The organism is Pseudomonas sp. F-14 TE3623 (assembly GCF_053629015.1).
In genome coordinates this window covers 1,782,447-1,808,629 of record NZ_JBRJHM010000001.1, presented here as the reverse complement: position 1 = coordinate 1,808,629, position 26,183 = coordinate 1,782,447, and the positions used below count along the sequence as shown (strand labels likewise).

The 26,183-nt window shown below is 59.2% G+C and carries 24 protein-coding genes; 17 read left to right on the top strand and 7 right to left on the bottom strand.

Annotated elements, in window-relative coordinates; all coding sequences use genetic code 11:
* The first annotated feature begins 8 nt into the window (after positions 1-8).
* From AB7M29_RS08090 to AB7M29_RS08065, 6 genes are all read left to right on the top strand, one after another.
* Positions 9-1,184, top strand: coding sequence for an alginate O-acetyltransferase (locus AB7M29_RS08090; RefSeq protein WP_217857695.1), 1,176 nt, complete (start codon positions 9-11; stop codon positions 1,182-1,184).
* Between the two features lie 14 nt (positions 1,185-1,198).
* Complete coding sequence (locus AB7M29_RS08085; protein WP_123719948.1) at positions 1,199-1,852, top strand: alginate O-acetyltransferase AlgF; 654 nt, start codon at positions 1,199-1,201, stop codon at positions 1,850-1,852.
* A 214-nt stretch (positions 1,853-2,066) separates the two neighbouring features.
* Complete coding sequence (locus AB7M29_RS08080; RefSeq protein ID WP_454246665.1) at positions 2,067-3,518, top strand: mannose-1-phosphate guanylyltransferase/mannose-6-phosphate isomerase; 1,452 nt, start codon at positions 2,067-2,069, stop codon at positions 3,516-3,518.
* 280 nt (positions 3,519-3,798) lie between these two features.
* Positions 3,799-4,263, top strand: coding sequence for a multidrug transporter (locus tag AB7M29_RS08075; RefSeq protein ID WP_454246664.1), 465 nt, complete (start codon positions 3,799-3,801; stop codon positions 4,261-4,263).
* 30 nt (positions 4,264-4,293) lie between these two features.
* Positions 4,294-5,118, top strand: coding sequence for an SDR family oxidoreductase (locus AB7M29_RS08070; protein WP_454246663.1), 825 nt, complete (start codon positions 4,294-4,296; stop codon positions 5,116-5,118).
* A gap of 160 nt (positions 5,119-5,278) precedes the next feature.
* Complete coding sequence (locus tag AB7M29_RS08065; protein WP_217857693.1) at positions 5,279-5,677, top strand: DUF4440 domain-containing protein; 399 nt, start codon at positions 5,279-5,281, stop codon at positions 5,675-5,677.
* Between the two features lie 150 nt (positions 5,678-5,827).
* Here AB7M29_RS08065 and AB7M29_RS08060 read toward each other — a convergent pair whose 3' ends face one another.
* From AB7M29_RS08060 to AB7M29_RS08045, 4 genes are all read right to left on the bottom strand, one after another.
* Positions 5,828-6,691 carry an efflux RND transporter periplasmic adaptor subunit gene (locus AB7M29_RS08060; protein ID WP_454246662.1) on the bottom strand — a complete coding sequence of 288 codons (864 nt, stop codon included), beginning with the start codon at positions 6,689-6,691 and terminating at the stop codon, positions 5,828-5,830.
* A gap of 10 nt (positions 6,692-6,701) precedes the next feature.
* Entirely contained in the window at positions 6,702-6,902 is a 201-nt protein-coding gene (locus AB7M29_RS08055) for a DUF1656 domain-containing protein (protein ID WP_322220720.1), read from the bottom strand.
* Positions 6,892-9,096: an FUSC family protein gene (locus AB7M29_RS08050; protein ID WP_454246661.1), complete on the bottom strand. Its 2,205-nt coding sequence runs from the start codon at positions 9,094-9,096 to the stop codon at positions 6,892-6,894. The genes AB7M29_RS08055 and AB7M29_RS08050 overlap by 11 nt, the downstream gene beginning before the upstream one ends.
* Positions 9,097-9,243: 147 nt before the next feature.
* Positions 9,244-10,743 (bottom strand): efflux transporter outer membrane subunit, encoded by a 1,500-nt coding sequence (locus AB7M29_RS08045; RefSeq protein WP_454246660.1) that lies wholly within the window; start codon positions 10,741-10,743, stop codon positions 9,244-9,246.
* 285 nt (positions 10,744-11,028) lie between these two features.
* Here AB7M29_RS08045 and AB7M29_RS08040 point away from each other — a divergent pair, with 285 nt between their 5' ends.
* The 5 genes from AB7M29_RS08040 (at position 11,029) to AB7M29_RS08020 (ending at position 15,268) form a co-directional block, all read left to right on the top strand.
* Positions 11,029-11,997 (top strand): LysR family transcriptional regulator, encoded by a 969-nt coding sequence (locus AB7M29_RS08040; RefSeq protein ID WP_123719955.1) that lies wholly within the window; start codon positions 11,029-11,031, stop codon positions 11,995-11,997.
* A 158-nt stretch (positions 11,998-12,155) separates the two neighbouring features.
* The gene (locus tag AB7M29_RS08035) at positions 12,156-12,653 is read left to right on the top strand and encodes a hypothetical protein (protein WP_123719956.1); all 498 of its coding nucleotides are present in this window, start codon (positions 12,156-12,158) and stop codon (positions 12,651-12,653) included.
* 368 nt (positions 12,654-13,021) lie between these two features.
* Positions 13,022-13,399: a DUF6124 family protein gene (locus AB7M29_RS08030; protein WP_123719957.1), complete on the top strand. Its 378-nt coding sequence runs from the start codon at positions 13,022-13,024 to the stop codon at positions 13,397-13,399.
* A 242-nt stretch (positions 13,400-13,641) separates the two neighbouring features.
* Complete coding sequence (locus AB7M29_RS08025; RefSeq protein ID WP_454246659.1) at positions 13,642-14,616, top strand: 2-hydroxyacid dehydrogenase; 975 nt, start codon at positions 13,642-13,644, stop codon at positions 14,614-14,616.
* Between the two features lie 142 nt (positions 14,617-14,758).
* Positions 14,759-15,268 (top strand): DUF2165 family protein, encoded by a 510-nt coding sequence (locus AB7M29_RS08020; RefSeq protein WP_454246658.1) that lies wholly within the window; start codon positions 14,759-14,761, stop codon positions 15,266-15,268.
* 29 nt (positions 15,269-15,297) lie between these two features.
* Here AB7M29_RS08020 and AB7M29_RS08015 read toward each other — a convergent pair whose 3' ends face one another.
* Positions 15,298-16,200, bottom strand: a complete 903-nt coding sequence (locus tag AB7M29_RS08015; RefSeq protein WP_454246657.1) for a DMT family transporter — start codon at positions 16,198-16,200, stop codon at positions 15,298-15,300.
* A gap of 137 nt (positions 16,201-16,337) precedes the next feature.
* On the opposite strand from AB7M29_RS08015, the gene AB7M29_RS08010 reads away from it, so the two are divergent.
* From AB7M29_RS08010 to fecA, 4 genes are all read left to right on the top strand, one after another.
* Complete coding sequence (locus AB7M29_RS08010) at positions 16,338-17,222, top strand: AraC family transcriptional regulator (protein ID WP_454246656.1); 885 nt, start codon at positions 16,338-16,340, stop codon at positions 17,220-17,222.
* Positions 17,223-17,470: 248 nt separating this feature from the next.
* Positions 17,471-17,959: a sigma-70 family RNA polymerase sigma factor gene (locus AB7M29_RS08005; protein ID WP_454246655.1), complete on the top strand. Its 489-nt coding sequence runs from the start codon at positions 17,471-17,473 to the stop codon at positions 17,957-17,959.
* Positions 17,956-18,894: a FecR domain-containing protein gene (locus AB7M29_RS08000; RefSeq protein WP_454246654.1), complete on the top strand. Its 939-nt coding sequence runs from the start codon at positions 17,956-17,958 to the stop codon at positions 18,892-18,894. The genes AB7M29_RS08005 and AB7M29_RS08000 overlap by 4 nt, the downstream gene beginning before the upstream one ends.
* Before the next feature lie 195 nt (positions 18,895-19,089).
* Positions 19,090-21,423: a TonB-dependent Fe(3+) dicitrate receptor FecA gene (fecA, locus tag AB7M29_RS07995; RefSeq protein WP_454246653.1), complete on the top strand. Its 2,334-nt coding sequence runs from the start codon at positions 19,090-19,092 to the stop codon at positions 21,421-21,423.
* 166 nt (positions 21,424-21,589) lie between these two features.
* Here fecA and AB7M29_RS07990 read toward each other — a convergent pair whose 3' ends face one another.
* Entirely contained in the window at positions 21,590-21,997 is a 408-nt protein-coding gene (locus AB7M29_RS07990) for an HPF/RaiA family ribosome-associated protein (protein WP_008070486.1), read from the bottom strand.
* 215 nt (positions 21,998-22,212) lie between these two features.
* Positions 22,213-23,160 carry a LysR substrate-binding domain-containing protein gene (locus tag AB7M29_RS07985; RefSeq protein ID WP_052966675.1) on the bottom strand — a complete coding sequence of 316 codons (948 nt, stop codon included), beginning with the start codon at positions 23,158-23,160 and terminating at the stop codon, positions 22,213-22,215.
* 135 nt (positions 23,161-23,295) lie between these two features.
* Between AB7M29_RS07985 and AB7M29_RS07980 the strand changes: the two genes are divergently transcribed.
* Positions 23,296-24,672 (top strand): L-serine ammonia-lyase, encoded by a 1,377-nt coding sequence (locus AB7M29_RS07980; protein WP_063341512.1) that lies wholly within the window; start codon positions 23,296-23,298, stop codon positions 24,670-24,672.
* Positions 24,673-24,735: 63 nt separating this feature from the next.
* Positions 24,736-26,037 carry a serine/threonine transporter gene (locus AB7M29_RS07975; RefSeq protein WP_217857680.1) on the top strand — a complete coding sequence of 434 codons (1,302 nt, stop codon included), beginning with the start codon at positions 24,736-24,738 and terminating at the stop codon, positions 26,035-26,037.
* The last annotated feature ends 146 nt before the right edge of the window (positions 26,038-26,183 follow it).

Below are 26,183 nucleotides of genomic sequence, written 5' to 3'. Positions count from 1 at the left end.
ATCTGACTATGACCCGCTCATTACGCATCTTCTACATCGCCCTGTTCCTGGTGACCTTGCTGGTCCTGGGCGTGTGGTCGGTACGCAGCTTCTTCGGTTTCAGTACCAACGCCGAAGCGACCGTGCTCAACGGTCGCTGGACCAAAGCCGTCGAGACGCACTACGACGAAGAGTTCCCGATCAAGCGCCTGGGCACCAATCTTTGGGCCGCGCTGGATTTCAAACTGTTCAACGAAGGTCGTCCGGGCGTGGTGCTCGGTCGCGATCAGTGGCTCTACAGCGATGAAGAGTTCCACCCGATCGTCAACGAAGAGTTGAACCTGCAGGGCAACTACGCGTTGGTCGAAGGCGTGCGCCAGACCCTGAAAAAGCAAGGCGTGCAATTGGTGATGGCGATCGTGCCGGCCAAGACGCGTCTGTACCCGGAACATCTGGGTGAAGTGAAGCCGGCGAGTATCCACGCCAATCTGTACAAGGACTTCCACGCTCGTGTCGCGGCCAACAAGATCATCGCCCCTGACCTGCTCGGCCCGCTGCAAAAGGGCAAGCAAGACGGTCAGCAAGTGTTCCTGCGCACCGACACCCACTGGACCCCGGAAGGCGCGCAAATCGCTGCCCAGACCCTGGCCAAAACCATCGCCGACAAGGCACCGCTCAGCGGCGAACCGCAAAACTTCGTCACCGAACCTGCGGAGAAGGTGACGCACAAGGGTGACCTGCGGTTGTTCCTGCCGCTGGACCCGCTGTTCGAAAACCTGATGCCGGCGCAAGAGCCTTTGCAGAAGCGCAACACCGTGGCTGCCCAAGATCAGCCTGCCGGTGACGACGCCCTGTTCGCCAACACTGAAGTGCCGGTGGCCCTGATCGGCACCAGCTACAGCGCCAACCCGAACTGGAACTTCATCGGTGCGCTGAAAGAGGCACTGCACAGCGACGTGGTCAGCTACGCCGAAGACGGCCATGGCCCGATTCTGCCGATGCTCAGCTACCTGAAAAGCGACGCCTTCAAGAACAGCCCGCCACAAGTGCTGATCTGGGAGTTCCCTGAACGATATCTGCCTGTGAACAACGAAATCGGTGACGCCGACCCGCAGTGGGTCGCAGAGCTTAAACAAGCCGGCGCACGCCAACAAAACGTAGCTGCAAACACTAAATCCGAGACGCCCGACCGGGCGCAAAACTGAAAGAGAGGTACACCATGACTTTCACTACTACTCCTCGCCGTCTCGCTAAGACCTTTGCTCTCGTCGCTGGCATGAGCGTATTGTCCTTGCAAGCCTTCGCCGGTGACGGCGCGCTCTACGGCCCGACCGCACCAAAAGGCTCCAGTTTCGTGCGGGTCTTCAACGCCGGTAACGCTGAAGTCAGCGCCACTGTTGGCACCACCAACCTGAGCGAAGTCGCGCCGCTGTCCAGCACAGACTTCAGCTTCATGCCGGGCGGCGATTACAGCGCCAAGGTCGGCAGCCAGACCCTGCCGGTGAAATTGGCCGGCGACCACTATTACACCCTGGTCAACAACGCCAGCGGCGCGCCACAACTGATCGAAGAGCCGCCGTTCAAGAACAAGCAGAAATCCCTGGTGCGCGTACAGAACCTCAGTGACAAGGCCCTGACCCTGAAAACCGCCGATGGCAAGACCGAAGTGGTCCCGTCCGTGGCGGCCAAGGGCCGTGGCGAGCGTGAAATCAACCCGGTGAAAGTCAGCCTGGCACTGTACGACGGCGCCACCAAAGTCGGTGACGTGAAACCGGTTGCCCTGGAACGTGGTGAAGCCGCGGTGCTGTACGTCACCGGCAAAGGCAGCAGCCTGTCGCCAGTGTGGGTCAAGCGCCCGGTTTCGACGCGCTAACACATTTGCCCGGTTGACCCATATCCCTGTGGGAGCCGGGCTTGCCCGCGAATACGGTTTCACATTCAACGATGATGTTGGCTGACCCACCGCTTTCGCGAGCAAGCCCGCTCCCACAAGGGACCGAGGCGTCAATTCGGACACGGAACAAGAACAAGAGTGAAACGACAGAACGCAGTAGCTCTAACCAAATCGATTTTAAAGGAGTAACAACATGATTCCGGTGATCTTGTCAGGTGGTAGCGGCTCACGTCTTTGGCCGCTTTCGCGTAAGCAATTCCCCAAGCAATTCCTCGCCCTGACCGGCGAACACACGCTGTTCCAGCAAACTCTGGAGCGCCTGGTGTTCGAAGGCATGGACACTCCGATCGTGGTCTGCAATAAGGAACACCGTTTCATCGTCAACGAGCAGCTGAGCGCCCGCAACCTGGACACCCAGCGCATCCTGATGGAACCCTTCGGTCGCAACACCTCGCCAGCAGTGGCCCTGACCGCGATGATGCTGGTCAATGAAGGTCGGGACGAGCTGATGCTGGTGCTGCCGGCCGACCACGTGCTGGAAGACCAGAAAGCCCTGCAACGCGCCCTGGCCCTGGCCACAGTGGCAGCCGAGCGCGGCGAAATGGTGCTGTTCGGCGTGCCGGCGACCAAACCGGAAACCGGTTACGGCTACATCAAGTCCACCAACGATGCGCTGCTGCCGGAAGGCGTCAGCCGTGTCTCGCACTTCGTCGAAAAACCTGACGTGAAACGTGCCACGGAATTCGTCCAGTCCGGTGGTTACTTCTGGAACAGCGGCATGTTCCTGTTCCGCGCCAGCCGTTTCCTCGAAGAGCTGAAAAAACACGATCCGGACATCTACGACACCTGCGTACTGACGCTGGAACGTAGCACGCAGGATGCCGACACCGTCGACATCGACCCCGCCACCTTCGCCTGCTGCCCGGACAATTCCATCGACTACTCGGTGATGGAAAAAACCCAACGCGCCTGCGTAGTGCCGCTGACCGCCGGCTGGAGCGACGTCGGTTGCTGGTCGTCGCTGTGGGAAGTCAATGAAAAAGACGCCAACGGTAACGTCACCAAAGGCGACGTGGTCATCCAGGACAGCAAAAACTGCATGATCCATGGCAACGGCAAACTGGTGTCGGTGATCGGCCTGGAAAACATCGTGGTCGTCGAAACCAAGGACGCCATGATGATCGCCCACAAGGACAAGGTCCAAGGCGTGAAACAGATGGTCAACACCCTCAACGAGCAGGGCCGTAGCGAAACCCAGAACCACTGCGAAGTCTATCGTCCGTGGGGCTCCTACGACTCGGTCGACATGGGCGGCCGTTTCCAGGTCAAGCGCATCTCGGTCAAGCCGGGCGCGTGCCTGTCGCTGCAAATGCACCACCACCGCGCCGAACACTGGATCGTGGTCAGCGGCACTGCTGAAGTGACCTGCGATGAGAACGTGTTCCTGCTGACTGAAAACCAGTCGACCTACATCCCGATCGCCTCGGTTCACCGTCTGCGCAACCCGGGCAAGATTCCACTCGAGATCATCGAAGTGCAATCGGGCAGCTACCTGGGTGAAGACGATATCGAGCGCTTTGAAGATATCTACGGTCGCTCTACCCCGATCGAACGCGGCGTGTCGGTGAAAACCATCGCGCAGTGATTTGACCGGTAAAAAATAAAAAGCCCCCGTCCAGCCCGCTGCGTCCCTATCCGCAGTGGGTTGGGCGGGGGCTTTTTTTAGGTTTTGCAGCGATTCAGAGGGCCCCTTCGCGAGCAAGCCCGCTCCCACATTTAATCGCATTCCCATAAGACAACTCGGTCGAATGTGGGAGCGGGCTTGCTCGCGAAGGGGCCATAACGTCCAACGCCGGAATCATGCCCATCGCCAACTCTACCTACGCTTAGGTAGGATGCTCTTTCCCTTCCCGAGGTTTCGCGTCATGTTCATCGGCGTCCTGCTGGTCATCACCTGGCTGATCCTGCTGCTGCGCTACCCGTCCAAGGCCGTGCCGGTTTCCATGGCCGCCGCTGTCGGATTGGGCCTGGTGGCGGTGTGGGTATTCTGGCTGGACACCCGCGAGGTCAAGCAACTGGCGCGCCTTGAGCTGCGTATCACCTACGCGCCCGAACACTGCCCGGCGGATCGCCCCTTGAAGCTAACGATGAACAACGGCAACGACGTGCCGCTGACCGAACTTCGCTGGCGCATCGCCGCTTATGCACCGGGCGATACGGTCAATCTGGCTGACAATCAATACGCCGCACCGCGCTATCGCGGCCCCGGCGAATTGCAGGCCGGCGACAACTGGGAAGACTGCTTGCCAATGCCGCCCCTGCGCCCCGGTTATCGCCCGCAAACCCTGGAGTTTCGCGCCGAGCGTTTGCAGGGTAGTTTCTCCGACTGATCCCTTTCTTCTTTGCACAAGGACCGCGCCATGCCCGTTGCGTTGATTACCGGTTGTTCCAGCGGCATTGGCCGCGCCCTCGCTGACGCCTTCAAAAGTGCCGGTTACGAAGTCTGGGCCAGCGCCCGCAAGGCTGAAGACGTAGCCGCTCTAACCGCTGCCGGTTTCACCGCCGTGCAATTGGACGTGAACGATGGCCCGGCCCTCGAACAACTGAGCGAGCGGATCAATCAGCAACGCGGCGGCCTTGATGTGCTGATCAACAACGCCGGCTATGGCGCCATGGGCCCCCTGCTCGATGGCGGTGTGCCGGCCATGCAGCGGCAATTCGAAACCAACGTGTTTTCGATCGTCGGCGTCACTCGCGCGATGTTCCCGGTACTGCGTCGCGCCAGGGGCCTGGTGGTGAACATCGGCAGCGTGTCCGGGGTTCTGGTCACGCCGTTTGCAGGTGCTTACTGTGCTTCGAAAGCCGCGGTGCATGCTTTGAGCGATGCGTTGCGCATGGAACTGGCGCCGTTCGGCGTGCGGGTCATGGAAGTTCAGCCTGGGGCTATCGCGTCCAGCTTCGCGAAAAATGCCGGCAACGAAGCTGAGCAACTGATCACCGAGCAATCGCCATGGTGGCCGCTGCGTGAAGGTATTCGTGCACGAGCCCAGGCGTCTCAGGACAAACCCACGCCGGCCAGTGAATTTGCCGCCGGTTTATTGAAGGCCGTGCAACAGAATAAGCCGCCGCGTCTGGTGCGTTTGGGTAATGGCAGCCGGGCGTTGCCGTTGATGGCAGGGTTGTTGCCCAAGGGGCTGTTGGAGTCGGGGTTGATGAAGCGGTTCGGGTTGAAGGGGCAACTCTAAGACTGAGTCGACATCATCGCGGGCAAGTCGAATCGTCGCACCGCCGCTCCCACAAGATTCTACTGGGTAGCACAGATAGCATTCACACCAAAGATCACTGTGGGAGCGGGCTTGCCCGCGAAGACTTCAGGACAGACGCTGCAAAATTTCAGGAAACAACATGACCGAATACACCGAATACTTTGACGAAGTGATCCAGGCCCACATAGCCATCGAGCAATGGTTGGCCGAGGAGCGAGACGAGTCCGAGCTTGAGCAATTGCTGACGCGTTTTTCCCCGCAGTTTTCCATGATCTCGCCATTGGGCCGGGTGCTGGATTTCGAGGCGTTGAATGAATTGTTTCTGCTGGCGGGCGGGAAGAAGCTCGGGTTCAGGATTGAGCTCAGCGAGTTGCGAGGTGTCGCGCTGTACGACGGTGGCGCGGTAGTGAGTTACCGCGAGCAGCAGACCGATGCGACAGGGCTGCATTCTGATCGGCGATCCTCGGTGGTGTTTGAGAAACAGACCGATGGCAAGGTGGTTTGGCGGCATTTGCATGAGACGTTTTGCAAGGAGTGAACTGTCGCCATCTGCCTGAGGGACCGAGTCGCTCCATTCGCGAGCAAGCCCGCTCCCACATTCGATCTTCAGTGAACACAACATATGTGCACAAAGTAGATCAAGTGTGGGAGCGGGCTTGCTCGCGAAGCAGGCGACTCGGTCTGTCAGTTACTCCTCGACAGCCTGTTTCACCACAACGGTGCACGTAATCCCCGCCGCCAACAGCACGCCCTCTGGCACTTCATCAATGTGAATCCGCACCGGCACCCGTTGCGCCAGGCGCACCCAGTTGAAGGTCGGGTTCACGTCGGCGATCAGCTCGCGGCTTTGCGGATTATCGCGGTCATAGATGCCGCGAGAAATGCTTTCCACATAGCCCTTGAGCACTTCGCCGCTCATCAATTGCATGTCGGCTTTATCGCCCACGCGCACATGGGGCAGTTTGGTTTCTTCGAAGAAGCCATAAACCCAGAACGAGTTCATATCGACCACGGCCATTTTCGCTTCGCCGATGCGTGCGTAGTCGCCGCGATGGACGTTGAGGTTAGTGACATAGCCGTCCACCGCCGCGCGCACTTCCGTGCGTTTGAGGTTCAGTTCGGCGGCTTCCTGTTGCGCCTGGGCGTGCTGGTAATCGGCCAGGGCCGAGTCGGCGATGTTGGTGGCGTCGTCGCGGTTTTCCCTGGAGATCACCAGGTTGTCGAGGTCGGCGCGGCGATGGGCGTTGACCTTGCGCATCTCCCACGTGGCTTTGCGCGAGGCCACCAGCGACTGTGCCTGTTTCACTGCGATGCGGTAATGCTCGGGGTCGATGCGCATCAGCAAATCGCCCTTCTTCACCAACTGGTTGTCGCGCACCGGCACGTCCACCACTTCACCGGTAACGTCGGCGGCGACGTTGATGATGTCGGCGCGCACCCGGCCGTCGCGGGTCCAGGGTGTGTTCATGTAATGCACCCACAGGGTCCGGCCGATCCACAGGGCGAGGGCCAACACCAGCAAGGTCGCGAGCAGGCTGAAAAGCTTTTTCATCACGGTGTTCTCAACGGTAAACAGTCAGCGCAAGGGCGCCAAACAGACAGATAAACAGACTCAGGCGCAGCAGCGCCGGGTGCCAGAAAAAGCGGTACAGGTCGAATCCGGAAAGGAATCGATCCAGCGCCCAGGCCAGCGCCGCCGCAATGAAAAACATCAGGGTCATGGTCGGCATGTACACGCCGTGGAAGGCGATTTCACGAGGCATGTTCAAGTCCTTGTGGCTTGGCAGTGGCGATGACATTTATGTAGTCCGCGAGCGGCGATTGCGGATCGAGCAGCGAGGTGCGGATGAAGTGCAGGTAGCTTTTCACTCGGCGCAAGGCAGAGGTATCGAAGTGCGGCGCGAAGGGTTCGTCGGTGGCCTGCACGCAGCTGATCGCGTGGTCGACCGCAACCAGAGCACGTTCCAGATTGCTCTGGCTGGGTTGCAAAAACAGTCGCACCAGCGAACGCCCCATCACCCGGATTGACTGGCGCCACGGCTGGGATTCGGCGTACGCCGGATGCACCGGTAAAATCGCCTGTTCCTTGCGCAACTCGATGATCGCGTGGCCGACTTCCAGCACCACGAACATCCAGCGCAGCAAGTCCCTTTGCACCTGCGGCTGTCCCGCTGCGAGGCCATAGGCCTGATGTAAAAGATCGCGAGTGCGGCTTTCGAAGCTCGACGCCAAACCTTTGAGTTTGCCGCTGATGGCGTACACCACTTGCCCGCGCAAATCCTGCTCCAACCGCCGCCATAACCAGCGGCTGTTGGGCGGCAAAATGATCGCCCCGGCCGCCGCACACACCAGCATGCCCATGATCATCGCGATGTAGTCGTTGATGAAGGCGTAAGGGTTGTAAACCGTGAGGTTGTCCGGCACCGAACCGGTGCTGAAGAAGATCAGCAACCCCAGGCCAACCCCGGCGTATTGCGGCCGTGAAGTCAGGAACGCACCGACCACGATCACCGGCGCGAGCATCACGCACAGCAATGGAAAACCGTCGATCCAGGGGAAGATGAAAAACATCTCGACGAAGCCGATCAGCGCCCCGAGCAACGTCCCGCAGGCCATCTGAAACGCCATGCGTTTGGGGTTCGGTGTCGCCGCTGAAAGGCCAACGGTAGCGGCAGCGATCAGGGTCATGGTCGCGCCACTCGGCCACGCGGTGGCCACCCAATAACTGCCGAGCACCACGAGGATGAATGCTGCGCGAATGCCCGATGCCGCCGAGGCTAGCCAGTTGGTTTGCGGGGTGAAGGGCTCGTCCCAACGTTCCCGCTCATGGCTGTGATCGGCCAGCGACGCGTGGGTCTGTGCATAACTGTGCAGGTCGTCGACGAAGCGATAAAGCAGCTCGTAGGCGGTGTGAAAATCCAGCTGCTCGGCGTCGCTCGGATCACTCTCCTGAAAGGTCGCCCGCAGGCTGCGGACGCGCGCTGGCAAGTTTTCCTTATAGGTCGCCAACGCGGTGGCCAGGCGTGCCGCGTCGGGGCTGGTCAAGGCGCGACCGCTGAAGCCGTCGAGCACTTCGGCCAGATCCTGTAACCCCGGTTTGATCGCCGCGACAACGTGATCGGTGCCGCTGCTGCGCAGGCGTTCGAGCAACTGATGCAGCGCATTGAAGCGCGTGGTAATACCCATGAATTCGCTGTTCAAACGACTGAGCCGCCCGTTGCGCCGACGCATGTGCGGGTCTTCGAACACCGTGACGCTGCGCAGCCCTTCCAGGCCCACCGCCTCGGCGATAAACCGCACGTTGTTCGCTTCAAATGCCTCGCGCCGGCTGCGACCGCGCAAGCCATCGGTGACGAACAAGGCAAACACGCCGAAGCGCTGATACAAGGCATTGCGCATCGCGGCGCTGGCGGTTTGCGGCAGGATCGCGGCGCTCACCAGCGTCGAGCAGAGAATCCCCAAGGAGATTTCCAATACGCGCCAAACCGCCGCCATGAACGCGCCATCGGGGTGAGCCAATGCAGGCAGCCCGACCATCGCCGCCGTATAACCGGCGAGCACAAATCCATAAGCGCGGAAGTTGCGATAGCGCGCCGCGCCGGCCGAGCAGAGGCCGACCCAGATCGCCAGCGAGCCAAGGAACAGTTCGGTGTTCTGCGCAAACAAGGCAATCAACGCGACCATCACCGCCGACCCGGCCAACGTGCCGAGGAAGCGATAGAAACTCTTGGCGAACACTTGGCCGCTTTGCGGTTGCATGACGATGAACACGGTGATCATCGCGGTGCGCGGTTGCGGCAACTCCAGACGCATGGCCAGCCACAGGGTCAGGAACGCGGCGAACAACACCTTGAAAATGTACACCCAGGTCACGCCGTCACTGCGTGCCCAGTCGAAGAACCCCCGGCGCCATTCAAGGGAATACAGCCAGCGCAAAGGTGCGGGCAAGGGAGTCATGGAATTTTGCTCAATGGTCTAGGGTTGTGCGGCGAGAACTCGGTCCCTGTGGGAGCGGGCTTGCTCGCGAAGACGGAGTGTCAGTCAATGCGGATTTCGCCTGACACACCGCTTTCGCGAGCAAGCCCGCTCCCACAGGTTTTGTGTTCAACGCAAAAGAACCGGGGTTTTCGGGGGCTGGGTTTTCTCGGCATTCGGCACGTCGTTGCCCGCCCCGAGTCCACCGCCAAGCGCCGTCACCAGTTCGGCATGAGCACTCAAGCGTGCGGCCTGCACTTGCTGCTGCACCTGTTGCTGCTTGAACAACAAGGTCTGCGCATTGAGCACGTTGAGGTAATCGGTGAGCCCGCGCTGATACGCGATCATCGCGATGTCGTAGGTCTTCTGCGCCGTGGCCACCGACTCGGTGGCGAAGGCCTGTTGCTTGTCCATCGACTCGCGGCGAATCAGCTGGTCGGAGATGTTCTTCAGCGCGTTGACCAGCGTCTGGTTGTACTTCGCCACCGCGATGTCATAACCCGCCGAGGCTTCGCCCAGCTCCGAGCGCAAGCGGCCACCGTCGAAGATCGGCAACGAAATCGCCGGGCCGACGCTGTAGTTGAGCTTCTTGCCGGTCAAAAACTCCAGCGCCCCACCGCCGGTGGCCATGTAGCCGAGGCTGCCGACCAGATCGACGTTGGGGTAGAAGCCAGCGTGGGCAACATCGATACCCCGCGCCTGCGCCGCCACTTGCCAGCGACTGGCGACCACGTCCGGGCGCTGACCGAGCAGTTGCGCCGGCAAAGACGACGGCAACTTCAACGCCGCGCCCAACGACAGCGTTGGCCGTTGCAACTGCGCGCCCTCCCCCGGTCCCTTGCCGGCCAGCGCGGCGAGTTGGTTGCGGCTTAGAGCAATTTCTTCGTCCAGCGCATCGATTTGCCGATGGGTTTCCGGCAATGGTGTTTCGGCTTGGCTGACTTCGAAATGCGTGCCGATGCCGCCGTCAAGACGTTTCTGTGCCAGGTCGAGAATTTGCTGTTGCTGCTTCAAGGTCGCCGCGACGATGTCCCGTTGTGCGTAATGCAACGAGAGCTCGATGTAGGCGCGCACGATGTTGTTCTGCAATTCGAGCTGGGCCTGCCGTGCTTCGGCGGCGCTCATGTGGGCCATGTCCACGGCGCGTTCGGTGGCGTTGCTTTCGCGGCCCCAAAGGTCGAGGGCATAGCTGAAACCCAGTGCGGCGTTGTTGTCCCAGGTGGTGATGTTGGCCAGCTCGCCGGGGCCGTAGAACTGATCGGTGGGCCAGTTGTGGCGCTTGAGGGTGGATTGGCCATTGATCTGCAACGACTCGGCGGACTCGGCAATGCCAGCCATGGACCGCGCCTGACGCACTCGCGCCGCGGCCATGGCCATGCTCGGGCTATCCTGCAGTGCGAGGTCTATCCAGCGGTTCAGTTGCGGGTCGCCGTAGGCTTGCCACCATTGGGTGGTGGGCCAATGAGCGTCTTGCGCGGCGCTCTGAATGGCTTCATCGGTGGCCAGTGAATCAGCCTCCAGTGCCTTGCCCTGTGGGGCAATACCTGCGGTGCCGATGCAGCCGCTGATTGCCAGGGTTAAAGCCAAAACACTGAGCGTCTTGAGCGCTCTGTTGATGCGACGCGGCACTGCTGAAAATTCCTGAAATAGGGGGAGATCCTGTAGGAGCGAGGCTTGCCCGCGAAGGCGTCTTATCAAGCGACAGCCATGGTGCCTGTGAGGACGCCTTCGCGGGCAGCCTCGCTCCTACATGGGACCGGCGCAATTCTAGGGGTGGGCCTTGTTGGCGATAAGCCGGGATTCTTGTGAATCTTTGTTACCGTTAACGCGATAATCCCTTGGTCGCCTCTTTAGTCTCCTGTAAAGAATCAGCAACTTCGTGTCACAATTTGCCATTCGCCAAGAGAGCACCCCATGGACACTTTGCAAAACATGCGCGCCTTCAGTTACGTGGCCGAGGCCGGCAGCTTCACCGCCGCCGCCGTGCAACTCGACACCACCACGGCCAACGTCTCGCGCGCGGTCTCCAACCTGGAAGCCCACCTGCAAACCCGTCTGCTCAACCGCACCACCCGCCGCATCGCTCTGACCGAGGCCGGCAAGCGCTACTTATTGCGTTGCGAGCAGATCCTGGCCTACGTCGAAGAAGCCGAAGCCGAGGCCAGCGACGCCCATGCGCGCCCGGCCGGGCAACTCAAGGTGCACACCATGACCGGCATCGGTCAGCACTTCGTGATCGACGCTATCGCCCGCTACCGCAAAACCCACCCGGACGTGACCTTCGACCTGACCATGGCCAACCGCGTGCCGGATCTGCTCGACGAGGGCTACGACGTGTCCATCGTGCTCGCAAGCGAACTGCCGGACTCGGGCTTCGTCTCCCAACGTTTGGGCATCACCTACAGCATCGTTTGCGCATCGCCCGCCTATGTAAAAGCCAACGGTTGCGCACACAAACCCAGCGATTTGCTCAACCACGCCTGCCTGCGCCTGGTGAGCCCGGTCATCCCGCTGGAAAAATGGACCTTCGACGGCCCCGACGGCCAGGAAATGGTCACCATTAATAGTTCGCCGTTTTTGGTGAACTCCGCTGATGCAATGAAGACTGCAATCACCAGTGGCATGGGAGTTGGCGTTTTACCGGTGTATGCGGCGATTGAAGGGCTGCGTAACGGCACGCTGGTGCGGGTGATGCCGAACTACCGTTCGCAGGAACTGAATCTGTATGCGATCTACCCGTCGCGGCAGTATCTGGATGCGAAGATCAAGACGTGGGTGGAATACTTGCGCGGGTCGTTGCCGGAGATATTGGCGGCGCATCAGGCGGAATTGGCGGCGTATGAGTTGAGTGGGAGTTTGGGTGGGGTTCGGTTGGCGAATTAACCCATTGCGTAGCATTGGCTTATGGCAAAGGAATGCCAAAATCATCGCTTCGATAGCCAATCAATATAAATAACCTGTCAGATCTGACAGTAGACGAAGTATCTCTTCGAATGGAAACTCCATGAGCAATTTCATTTTTCATTCGAAGGGATACGAGTATGAATATTTATTACACGGGTTCAAATAAAAACTCCAGCTCCGCCACCGGCCAACTGATCGCCAAAATTCACAACAACTTTAAGTTCACCGACTACGATGGAACACCTACTATTTTTGTCACTGATGGAGAGGTGGTTATTTTACACACCAGGCATCAAATCAGTGAAACCGAATGGAATGACATCACCATGAGGTTCCCGGCAAACATTGAAAACAAACGATACGAATTTCAATCGGACGATGTTTTACAGCCCCCTACCTTCATCGAAAGCTGGGCCGACCCCGATGGTGGATCATGGCACCGACCTTACTACCCGAAAAAGGATGTCGGGCATATCACGTTCGATTTCAACTTTAAGGTTGGAACACTCAAGGCCACCTTCAACTTTACGATCATGGACGGTATAAAAAGTCATCAAGTGATTGGCGAAATTAATGTTGAAAATCTGGAGCATATAAAACCCGGACAGCGACATCTGGAAAAGCTATTCGAGTAATCGGCAGCCTGTTGAACACTCACATGTCGTCCAGGGAGAGCCGTCGGCTCTTCCTACAGACGGGGTGATTTTTGAGGGCGTTTCCGACAAGTTTTGACGGTTGTTGCTTCGGAAGCGAAGTGGGTAGGCTTTAGGGGTCGCTGCCAAATCAGTGACCAGGCTTGGAAACCTGATATTCCCATCACAGCACATGGCATACTGCGGCGCTTTTTTCTGCACGCAATTCCTTGTTATGGCGGCTGTGCGCGGGAGACCTTCGGGTCTGCCGGGTTTGATGGGATTTCCGGTTTTCCAGACCGCGCATGGCTGCCACCCTTCGCTTGGAAACGAAAATAGCAGCTCTATAATCCTGTCATAGAGTAATTCCCATGATCAAAGAAACACCGAATCCCCCGGAAACCGACGACGTTTCCCCCTACGAATCCCCCAATTCCAAAAAACTCAACGAAGCCGCTGAACGCGCGTTGAATCACTACCTCAATCCCGCGGCCCTCAAATCACCGACCATCCGCAAACCCAGTACGATGTATATGCTCGCACCGGCGATCAAAGACGAAGACCTGTTGGCCCACACCTGTGAGTCGTTGGCCCAGGCCAGTGTGATGGCCAGCAATTTTGCGACCTATCTGGAAGGCCCGCATCGGAATACGGCCATGGCGATTCAGCAAATCGTCATGCTGGCTGAGCTGGCGGTGAACCGGATGCTGGATAACCTCAACGTACCAAATTCCGCGCCACACAGCTGATCCCTTGTAGGAGCGAACTGTGGCGAGGGGGCTTGCCCCCGTTTGAGTGCGTAGCACTCACAAGATCTTTGGTATATCAAAAATTTTGGGGCTGCTACGCAACCCAACGGGGGCAAGCCCCCTCGCCACAGGTCGCTCCTACAGTTTTGGATGCCGTACACCCGGCAATCCGAGCGCTCGCATAATGTCCGGGAAGAATGTTAGCGTGCTTGGCATTCTCCAAGCCCGACGAGCCGCCTCCAATGAAAAAAACCGTCCTCGCCTTCAGCCGTATCACCCCACCGATGATCGAACGTCTGCAACAAGACTTCGACGTGATCGTGCCGAACCCGAAAAACGGCGACATCAACGCCCAGTTCAATGAAGCCCTGCCCCACGCCCACGGCCTGATCGGCGTCGGTCGCAAACTCGGTCGCGCGCAACTGGAAAACGCCAGCAAACTGGAAGTGGTCTCCAGCGTCTCGGTCGGCTACGACAACTACGATCTCGCCTACTTCAACGAACGCGGGATCATGCTCACCAACACCCCCGACGTCCTCACTGAAAGCACCGCCGACCTGGCCTTCGCCTTGCTCATGAGCAGCGCCCGCCGCGTTGCCGAGCTGGACGCCTGGACCAAGGCCGGCCAATGGCAAGCCACCGTCGGCGCGCCGTTGTTCGGCAGCGATGTGCATGGCAAAACCTTAGGGATTGTCGGCATGGGCAACATCGGCGCGGCCATCGCTCGTCGCGGTCGACTGGGCTTCAACATGCCGATTATCTACAGCGGCAACAGCCGCAAGACCCAGCTGGAACAGGAGCTCGGTGCGCAGTTCCGCAGCCTCGACCAGTTGCTGGCCGAAGCCGATTTCGTCTGCCTGGTGGTGCCGCTCAGCGAAAAAACCAAACACCTGATCAGCCACCGTGAACTGTCGTTGATGAAACCGAGCGCCATTCTGGTGAACATCGCCCGCGGCCCCGTAGTGGACGAACCGGCGCTGATCGAAGCGCTGCAAAACAACCGGATTCGCGGCGCCGGCCTGGACGTCTATGAGAAAGAACCGCTGGCCGAATCACCATTGTTCCAACTGAAAAACGCCGTGACCTTGCCGCATATCGGCTCGGCCACTCACGAAACCCGTGAAGCCATGGCCAACCGTGCCTTGGCCAACTTGCGCAGTGCCTTGTTGGGTGAGCGGCCGCAAGATCTGGTGAACCTACAAGTGTGGAAAGGCTGACTGAATAAGGGCAGGCGTTTCAAACGCCTGCCTGCTCACTACATACTTTGCAATTCAGTCCACCGTCGTAAAGCAGACACACACGATAGACTCTCCATTACTTACCCGCCCTCACGGGACTTAGCTATGGAGAGCATAAATCTTGAACCCGCCAACAACCGATCAACTTATCAGGTACAGCAAAGTCATATTAATGGCTTATATCAGCTTCTTTGGCCTGCTGGTGATGTACAGCAACTTTACCGACTATGCGACCAATTATGAGTATGTCGGCCACGTCCTGAGCATGGACACCACCCGAGAGAATTTAAACCTGAGTTACCGGGCGATTACCTCACCCATGCTCCATCATCGGATCTACTGGATCATTATCACCCTGGAAGTTATTTATACGGCTTTCTGCCTACTTGGCACGTTTCATCTTTACCGAAACATCCATGCTTCTCCCGAAGATTTTCACGAAGCAAAAAAGTTTGCGATTATCGGACTATTGGTTGCCATGTTTGTTTATTACATCGGCCTCCAAGTCATCGGTGTCGAATGGTTTAACATGGATGAGTCACAAACCTGGAACGCCAAGGACTGGGCCCGACACATTGTCGACTTTATATTACCGTTATTGATTTATGTGGCCGTCAGGATCGAGCGCTGAGCTGTTCAGCGCTCGATCCACAGGGAACCTCACGCCAATTTGCCGTTTCCTTGCACCATCGACGCCTTGGGTTTACGGAACACCAGCACATTCCCCAACATCACCAGCCCCAGCCCCACCAGTGCCGGCGCCGTCCATTGATAGCCTTCGACAAACGCCGACACGTTCAGCGCCACCACCGGAAAGAGTACGGTGCAATACGCCGCCCGTTCCGGCCCCATGCGCCCGACCAGCGTCAGGTAGGCGGTGAAGCCGATCACCGAGCCGGGAATCACCAGGTACAGCAACGAGCCGATGTAGCGGGCATTCCATTCCATGTCGAACGGGATGCCTTTGACCAGACACCACACCGTCAACATCGCCGCGCCGTAAGCCATGCCCCAGGCGTTGGTGGTCAGGGGTTTCAGGCCGGCTTTCTGTTGCAGACTCGACAGCATATTGCCGGCCGAGAAACACAAGGTGCCGAGCAACGCCAGACCCAAACCGAGCAAGGTTTCAGGGCTGGCGGTATGACCGGCGAGCTCTGGCCAGAACAACAGGCCCAATCCGAGCAACCCCAGTGCACCGCCCATCAATACATTGCGAGCAATTTTCTGGCCGAAGAACACCCGCGCATTGAAGGCGTTCCACAGGGTGGCGGTGGAAAACACCACGGCGACCAGACCGCTGGGAATCCATTGGCTGGCGGTGAGGAAGCACATGAAATTAATGCAGAACAGACACAGCCCCTGCGCCAGGCAAATCAGATGCCCGCGACGGTTCATCGGTTGCAGACGACGGCTGAGCAGCAACATCACGAACAGCACCAGCGCAGCGAGGCCGAAGCGATAAACGATCGACACCGGAATCGCTACCACGCCCAGTTGCCATTTCAAGGCAATCCAGGTGGTGCCCCAGATCAGCACGGTCAGTAGATACAACGAAAGGTTCATGGTGAAGACTCCTGAATAGGCCTTCAGTGTCCGGAGCAAAACCTTTTTGCACTTGCATAAACTTGCGCTTTTGTCGCCGGCGGGCTGGCAGGTCAACATCTACGGAGTAGGATGCAAAGCGTTGGAGAGAACCGATCATGGCCGCACAAGTGTCACTCGAGACCCTGCAAGTCTTTCAAGCGCTTAACCGCTCGCCCAATGCTCGCCTGGAGCACAGCGCCGAGCTCGGTGACGGCATGGCTGCGGCTTTGTGGAACAACCACCATGACGCCCAGGACTACGAAGCGCCGAGCCATCACACCTTGTCGTGCTACATCGCCGGCGGCACCGGCACCTTTCGCCGCGACCAGCCAGGTAACAAGGGCGGCCCGGACAAGCTGTGCATTCTGCCGGCCGACCATCAGTCAGGCTGGGTGATCAATGGCGATATTCGCCTGGCCCACCTGTATTTCAGCCCCGAACAATTTGCCTTTGGCTGCGTCACGCTGCTGGATCGCGAACCGCGGGAATTGCAGTTGCGCGAGCACACGTTCCTGGAAGACCCGCAGCAAGCCCGGCGCTTTCGGCAGTTGATCGCCCTCAACTGGGATGAACCCGGCGAACGCCTGCTCACCAGCAGCCTGGCCCATGAAATGCTTAACCATGCCCTGCTCAGCCAGGTCGGCGTGCGCCAGGGCCTGCGCCTCAAGGGTGGGTTGGCTGCGCATCAACGACGGCAGTTGGTGGAGTTCATCGACCATCAAATGGCCGAAGCGATCAGCCTTGGGCAATTGGCGGGGTTGTGTGCGCTGTCGGAATACCACTTTGCACGGATGTTTCGTGTGAGCTTCGGTCTGCCGCCGCATCAGTATGTGTTGGCTCGGCGACTGAGCCGGGCACGGGAATTGTTGCGCGGAACGTCGCAGCCGTTGGGAGATATTGCGTTGGCCTGTGGGTTTGCCAGTGCAAGCCATTTCACCAACCGGTTTCGCCAGGCGTTGGGTGGCACGCCCGGGGAGTATCGGCAGGCGTTTTTGCGATAGCGCTGCAATCCAGTGGATTTTCGGTGCCTGTTCGGCCGCCTTCGCGAGCAAGCCCGCTCCCACGTTCGACCGCATTCCTCTGAGAGAACGCGGTCACCTGTGGGAGCGGGCTTGCTCGCGAAGAACGATGATGCGGTTTCCGGACCAGAAAAACCGGCCAAGAGTCGATTGCCGGATCCAGGCCCCGCCCCTACAATGCGAACAATTCTTGTTCTCTAACGTATCGAAATACGTCCGGAGCGGTTCCGTTGTCGTCAGCCACTACCGTCGAAGTCCTTTATCACGCCCATCACAACTGGCTCACCGGTTGGCTGCGGAGCAAACTCGGCTGCCCTGACAGCGCCGCGGATCTGGCTCAGGACACGTTCATTCGAGTGCTGACGGCACGGGAAACGCAGCAGATCATTGAGCCGCGAGCGTTCCTCACCACCATCGCCAAGCGTGTGTTGTTCAATCATTATCGTCGTCAGGACCTGGAGCGCGCCTACCTCGATACGTTGGCGCAGATGCCGGAAATCGTCGCGCCGTCGGAGGAAGATCGGGCGATCATCCTGCAGACGCTGATGGAGCTCGACCAGTTGCTCGACGGTTTGCCGCGTCTGGTCAAACGCGCTTTTTTGCTGGCTCAGCTCGATGGTTTGACTTATCCACAGATCGCCGCCGAACTGGGTATTTCCATTGCCACCGTCAAAAGGCACCTGAACAAAGCGGCGATGCGCTGCTACTTCGCACGATGAACAGTCCTGGGGATTTTTCATCTCAAGTGGCCGAACAGGCCGTGCACTGGTGGATGGAAGTCCAGCAAGGACCGTTAAACCCGCGCCAGCAAATTGCCTGGCAGCAATGGCTCGATGCTCATGGCGAACATCGACGGGCCTGGGAACACATTCAACGGGTCAATCAACGCTTGCGCGGTGTGTCTTCGCCGCTGGCCCATGCCGCCCTCAACGCACCGAAATCCGCCGGCCGTCGTCAGGCATTGAAGCTGCTGCTGATTCTCGGCGCGGGTTCGGCGCTCACCTGGGGCATGCGCGAGCACAGTCCGTTGACGCCGTTGCTGGCCGACTACCGCAGCCCGATCGGCCAGCGACGTAAAGTGCCGCTCGGCGATGGCAGCCAATTGCAGCTCAATACCGCCAGTTCGGTCGATGTGCGGGTCGAAGGTCAGCAGCGGCTGATCCGCTTGCTTGAAGGCGAGATGCTGCTGACCGCCGCCCAAGCGTTTCAAGTACAGACCGCACAAGGCCTGTTGAAAACCCAAGGTGGGCGGCTGAACGTGCGGCAGTTTTCCGATCACACTCACGTGGCGGTGCTCGAAGGCAGCGTCGAATTGACGCCCGATGGCGGGTCGCCACGGATGCTGCAAACCGCCCGGCAGTTGAGCTTCGGCTCACGCGACATCGGCGCTCCCCAGTCACTGGACGCCAACAGCGGCGCCTGGGTCGACGGCATGCTGGTGGCCGCTCATATGCGCCTGGGGGATTTCCTCGATGAACTCGGTCGCTATCGCCGGGGGCAGCTCAATTGCGCGGCGAATGTTGCCAATCTGCTGATCTCCGGGACTTATCCACTGGACGACAGCGAGCGGATTCTTGATCTGCTGGAAATCAGTTTGCCAGTGAAGGTGAGGCGTTTTACCCGGTATTGGGTGACGGTCGAGGCATGGGCCTAGTGATCGTTCCCACGCTCTGCGTGGGAATGCAGCCCGTGACGCTCCGCGTCACTTCCAGAGCCGAACGCGGAGCGTCCGTTGAGGCATTCCCACGCAGAGCGTGGGAACGATCTTCAAAAAAATGAGCCGTTTTTCAGATCTGGCGTGACAGAGAAGGAAAGCCCCCTTGATTCAACCTTCTCAGGATCGCCCTCCATGCAACCCACCCGTCTCACACCTATGGCTCGCACCTTGCGCCAACTTTTGCTGGGCGCCAGCCTGAGCTTCGGCATTCTGCCACTGGTGCATGCCGCTGATGCCAAGTCGTACCACATCGCACCGTCCTCGCTGGAGAGCGCACTCAACCAGTTCGGTCGTGAAGCCGGCGTACTGATCTCCTTTGGCTCGCAAGTCACCAGCGGTGTGCAAAGTCGCGGCCTGGAAGGCAACTACACCCCTTCGCAGGGCTTGAACGCGTTGCTCGAAGGCACCGGCCTGCAAGCCCGCGCCGAGGGCGACAATGCCTTCAGCCTGCAACTGGCGGGTGATGCGGCACTGGAGCTGGACACCTCGAAAGTGGTCGGCGACTGGCTCGGCGATGCGGCGCAAACCAACGTCTTCGAACACCCAGGCGCTCGAGACGTGATCCGCCGCGAAGAATTCGAACGCCAGGGCGCAACTCAGGCCAGGGACGTGCTCAACCGCATCCCGGGAGTCAATGCGCCGGACAACAACGGCACCGGCAGCCATGACATGGCACTGAACTTCGGCATTCGCGGGCTCAACCCACGACTGGCCTCGCGCTCCACGGTATTGATGGACGGCATTCCGGTGCCCTTCGCACCTTATGGTCAGCCGCAGTTGTCGTTTGCGCCGATCAGCATGGGCAACATGGACGCGGTCGACGTGGTGCGCGGCGGCGGTGCGGTGCGCTACGGGCCGCAGAACGTCGGCGGTGTGGTCAACTTCGTGACTCGCGCCATTCCCGATGAGCCGACGGTCAAAGGCGGCTTCCAGACCGAAACCAGTCCCTCGTCCAGCCATGACGGTTTCAAAACCACCGGCAATTTACTGGCCGGCGGAACCGCCGATAACGGTCTGGGCGGCGCGATTCTGTACTCGGGAACCCGCGGCGGTGATTGGCGCGAACACAGCGACACCGAAATCGACGACCTGATCCTCAAGGGCAAATACCAGCTCGATGATGCCAACAGTTTCAACGCCATGGCCCAGTACTACGAAGGCAAAGCCGACATGCCCGGCGGCCTGAACGTCGCCGATTACGATGCTGACCCGTACCAGTCGACCCGCCCGAAAGACCAGTTCTGGGGCCGCCGCACGATGTTCAACTTCGGCTATCGCTATCAGGAAGATCGCCGCGAGTTCACCGCCAATACCTTCTTCACCAAAACCCTGCGCAGCGGTTATCTGGACCAGGGCACGTTCCTCTCGCTGTCGCCTCGCGAATACTGGGTACGCGGCCTGGAAACCCGTTTCGCCCAAGGCTTCGATCTCGGCCAGACCAGCCATGAAGTCGGCGTCGGCTATCGCTACATCAACGAAGCCGGCCACGAACTGCGCTACCGCACGCCGATCGCCAGCAACGAATACCCGACCACCAACAGCCGCAACGACCGCGATACCCGAGGCGGCACCGAGGCCAACGCGTTCTTCGTCGACGACCGGATCGACATCGGCAAATGGACGATCACGCCAGGCATCCGCTACGAAATGATCGAGTCGCAGCAGACCAACAACCTGACCAACGTGAAATACAAGGGCGACTACAACACTGCCCTGCCGGCGTTGAACGTGCTCTATCATCTGACCGATAGCTGGAACCTCTACGCCAATACCGAAGGATCGTTCGGCAGCGTGCAGTACAGCCAGATGCCTAACCGGGTGACCAGCGGCGAAGTCAAACCGGAGAAGGCGCGCACCTGGGAGCTGGGTACCCGTTACGACAACGGCGCGTTGCGGGCAGAGATTGGTGCGTTCCTGATCAACTTCGACAACCAATATGAAAGCAATCAAACCAACGACTCGGTGATCGCCCGAGGCGAAACACGTCATCAAGGCATCGAAACCAGCATCAACTACGCGCTCGACGATTTGAGCCCGGCGCTGGCCGGTTTCGATGTGTACGCGACTTACGCCTATGTGGACGCGACCATCCGCGAAGACGGGGCGAACAAGGGCAATCGTGTACCGTTCTCCTCGAAACACAAAGGCACGCTCGGCGTCGGTTATACCGAAGGCGCGTGGAAACTGAACCTGGACAGCAGCTATCAGAGTGATCAGTTCGCTGACAACGCCAACACCTCGGCCGAAAGCGCCGATGGCAGCACCGGCAAGATTCCGGGGTACATGTTGTTCAGCAGTCGCGCGGCGTATGACTTCGGGCCGAAGTTGTCGGACCTGAACGTGGCGGTGGGGGTGAAGAACATCTTTAACCACCAGTACTTCACCCGCTCGTTCGATGACAACAACAAGGGCAAGTACGTGGGAGAACCGCGGACGGTGTATGTGCAGACTTCAATCGCGTTTTGATTCAATGGCGGCTAGCGCACACCCTTGTGGCGAGGGGGCTTGCCCCCTCGCCACAGCAAGCTCCCTCGCGACAGGGACCGGTGGATGCTGAAACAAGAACGGGCCTGCAATGCAGGCCCGCTTTTTAGGTGGAGATAAAGTGGGAAGGTAAAAAGTTAATCAGGCCTCAGCCGTTTTGTGCAGCCTGTTCGTTCTCGAGAAACTCGTCTTCCAGCAGCGCATCGGCCGTAGGCCTTTCGAACGGCACCACAGCGGCACGTGGTTTGCCCCGCAGTTTGCCGAACAGATGCTCAAGCGCATGTTCGAGTTTTTCGGCCGCACCGTCGATCGCCAGTTCCAGGTTAGCGGCTTTATGAGTGACAGAAATCGGTTGGTGGCCTTTTGGCCGCGCTTCCAGCTGACAGCGCATATCGTGGGGACCGGGCTTGTCGCCGTTCTCGTCCCGCAGATGGACCTCGACGCGGGTCAGGTCCTCCTCATAACGTTCGAGCGTGCTCTCAATGGTAGTACGTACCCACTCCTCCAGTCGGATGCTGCTTTGAATATGGTTATCGCTATTGACTTGGATTTGCATAGTTCATCCCTTATTTCAGCTAGCTCGCGAGAGGCCCTTCGGCTGGCCCTTGGGCTTCATCACCGTGACCTCTTGGTTACACAATCGGTGTGCGCGCAGAACATTTCAACCCCTAAAAAAAGATAAATATTCATTCGCAAAAAAAGCCGGACAACAGGCAAAAGCGCTGTTAATGTCGGGAGTTGGGTCGCCCCTGTCAGATGCCCCCAAGCTGCTCACATCTGCCGCTCCGCCAGCGGGTGCAGACTACGAAATACCCCCGCTTCCTCCACCAGCCAGTCATGCACCGCGCGTACGCCCGGATGACTCAGCGCGCCCGGCGCATAGAGCAGCACGTAACGCTTGTGATTAGGCACCGCCAGGCCAAATGGCACGATCAACGTCCCGCGCTCCAGTTCATCGTTGAGCAGCGTTCGCCGCGCAATCGCCACCCCCATCCCGGCAATCGCCGCTTCGATGGTCAGGTGGTTGCGATTGAAGGTATGCCCGCGCCGCACATCCGCGCCTTCGAAGCCGATAGCGTTGAGGTAAAACTCCCACTCCGCGTACTCGTAACTGCCGCGCCAGGCGGTGATGTCGTGCAGCAACGGAAAATGCACCAGGTCTGCCGGGCCGTGCAGTGGCGGCCTTGCGCGCAACAGGCTCGGGGCACACACCGGAAAGATCTGCTCATCCAACAAGGCTGTGGATAACAATCCGGGATAACTGCCGTCGTTCAGGTCAATCGCCAGATCGAAATCGCCTTCATGCAACGGAACACTGCTGTCCTCGGCCACCAGCCGCAGCTGAATATCCGGAAAGCGCTGTTGCAAACGCGGCAGGCGCGGGGTCAGCCACTTGCTCAGGAACGAGGGAATCGAGCGCAACCGCAAAATCCCGCTGATCATTCCCGCATCCAGTCGTCGCAATTCTGCATCGATGCTGCCGTAGGCCTCGTTGACGGTGATGGCCAGTCGCTGGCCTTCGGCGCTCAATTCCACACCCCGGGCGCGACGATGAAACAGGCGAAAACCCAGCCGCTCTTCCAGTTGGCGAATTTGCTGACTGACCGCCCCCGGCGTGATGTGCAGTTCTTCGGCGCAACGGGTGAAGGACAAGTGCCGCGCGGCACACGAAAACACGTGCAGCCAGACGTAAGTCTGGGCGTGCAATTGGCGACTCATTGTTTAGTCCTGCTAAAGGCTGTCTTAGGAAGTTTCGTTGGTCACGTAGGACCGAGGTTGGCAGTATCGCCGACATTGCGCTTGTCCTACAGAAATGGCGGCGATTTCTCTTCCATTGCTTGTATAGGCTTTAGCATGGCTATCAGTGTTTTCGATCTCTTCAAAGTCGGCATCGGTCCGTCCAGTTCCCATACCGTCGGCCCGATGCGCGCCGCCGCAACCTTCGCCCAAGCCCTGATTGACCAACATTTACTGGCCGACGTACGGCGGGTAGAAATTCGCCTCTACGGCTCCCTTTCGGCCACCGGCGTCGGCCACGCGACTGACCGTGCCTGCGTCATGGGCCTGATGGGCGAATGGCCGGACAGCATTGATCCGAATTCAATCGACAGCCGAATCCAGACCTTGCGTGAAACCGGCGAACTGAGTCTGGCCGGCAAATCGACCATTGCCTTCAACTGGCAGCGCGATCTCCTGCTGCTCGACGAGAGTCTGCCCTACCACCCCAACGCCATGTCTCTGACAGCCTTCGGCGAAACCGGTGAGCTGTTCGAGCAGACGTACTACTCGGTGGGCGGTGGTTTCATCATCGAAGCAGCCGAAGCCGAGTCCGGCATTGCGCCGGCCAGCGATGTGGTGCTGCCCTACGATTTCTCCAGTGCCGCCGAATTGCTCAAGCTCTGCAACCAGCACGGTCTGCGAGTTTCCGAGTTGATGATGGCAAATGAACGGGCCTGGCGCAGCGACGCCGAGATCCGCCAGGGGTTGCTGCATATCTGGTCGGTAATGCGTGAATGCGTCGAGCAAGGCTTGCGCCACGAAGGCATCCTGCCCGGCGGTCTGAATGTTCCGCGCCGCGCCGCGAAATTGCACCGCAGCCTGTTGGAAATCGGCAAACCGAATGTCATCAGCTCCACCCTGTCAGCCATGGAGTGGGTCAACCTGTTCGCCCTTGCCGTGAACGAAGAAAACGCGGCCGGCGGACGTATGGTGACCGCGCCTACAAACGGGGCGGCGGGGATCATTCCCGCAGTGCTGCACTACTACATGAAATTCAACCCGGACGCGTCGGACGATGACGTCGTGGCGTTCTTTTTGGGCGCTGCGGCCGTAGGCATTCTCTGCAAGAAAAACGCTTCGATCTCTGGCGCCGAAGTCGGCTGCCAGGGCGAAGTCGGTTCCGCCTGCGCCATGGCCGCCGCCGGCTTGGCCGATATACTCGGCGCCACCCCGGAGCAACTGGAAAACGCCGCCGAAATCGGCCTGGAACACAACCTCGGCCTGACCTGCGACCCCGTTGGCGGTCTGGTGCAGGTGCCGTGCATCGAGCGCAACGCAATCGCTGCCGTGAAGGCGATCAACGCCACGCAAATGGCCCTGCGCGGCGACGGCAAGCACTTCATTTCCCTGGACCGGGTGATCCGCACCATGCGCGATACCGGCGCCGACATGCACGACAAATACAAAGAAACTTCACGGGGCGGCCTGGCTGTTAGCTGGGTGGAATGTTGAAGAACATTTCCTGACAGCCCGCAATACGTGAGCCCGAGCAAGAATAATAACGAGGCAAAAACGATGACCGATGTACGTACACCTGCTGCCGATAATCCCGCTGTAGACCTGACACGCAATAGCGAAATAACCCACAAAGGCTGGAGCAAACACGACACCACCTGGATGCTTGGCCTCTATGGCACGGCGATTGGCGCCGGCACGTTGTTCCTGCCGATCAACGCCGGTGTCGGTGGTTTCTGGCCGCTGCTGATACTGGCGGTGCTTGCGTTTCCGATGACCTTCTTCGCCCACCGTGGCTTGACGCGTTTCGTGTTATCCGGGCGTTCCGGGGACATCACCGAAGTGGTGGAAGAACACTTCGGCATCGGTGCCGGCAAGCTGATCACGCTCCTGTATTTCTTCGCGATCTTCCCGATTTTGCTGGTGTACAGCGTGGCGCTGACCAACACCCTGAGCAGCCTCATGGAGCACCAGTTGCACATGACCCCGCCTCCTCGGGCGATTCTGTCGCTGGGGCTGATTCTCGGCTTGATGGCGATCGTCCGTTGCGGTCAGGGCGTCATCGTCAAATGCATGAGCGTGCTGGTTTATCCGTTCGTCGCAGCGTTGCTGCTGCTCGGCGTCAGCTTGATCCCGAACTGGAACGGCGCGTTCTTCGCCACTGCCAGCGAAGGCATGCCCTTGCCGCTGTTCTTCCAGACCTTGTGGCTGGCGATTCCGGTGATGGTGTTCTCGTTCAACCATTCGCCGATCATCTCCGCTTTCGCCGTCGATCAGAAACAGCGTTATGGCGATCAAGCTGAACGCAAAAGCAGCGGCATTCTCGCAATCGCTCACGCCATGATGGTCGTCACGGTGATGTTCTTCTGCTTCAGCTGCGTGCTGGCGTTGTCCCCGGCTGATTTAGCCGCGGCGAAGGCGCAGAACATCTCGATCCTGTCGTATCTGGCCAACCACTTCCAGACTCCGGTCATCGCTTACGCCGCGCCGTTGATTGCGCTGGTGGCAATCACCAAATCCTTCCTCGGCCATTACATCGGCGCCAGCGAAGGCTTTCAGGGCCTGATCGTGAAAAGCCTGCGTGGCCGTGGTCGCGTCATGTCCGCCAGTTGGTTGAACCGCATCACTGCGCTGTTCATGATCCTCAGCTGCTGGGCCGTGGCGACCTTCAACCCGAGCATCCTGGGCATGATCGAAACCCTCGGCGGGCCGATCATCGCGTGTCTGTTGTTCCTGATGCCGATGTACGCCATCCGCCGCGTGCCGGCCTTGCGCCAGTACTCGAATCAGGCCTCGAACGTGTTCGTGGTGTTGATCGGTTTGATTGCACTGTCTGCGATCATCTACTCGTTCATGCCCTGAAACGGGCAGGCAAAAAGAAGGCGGGCCAGGGTGCCCGCCATTTTTTTGCCGTGTTCATTGTTCGACAATTTTTCCGGCATGCACCTTGCTATATCCCCTACGCAACACGGATGAAAGCGCATGAACATGGAAGGCCGGTGGTCTGG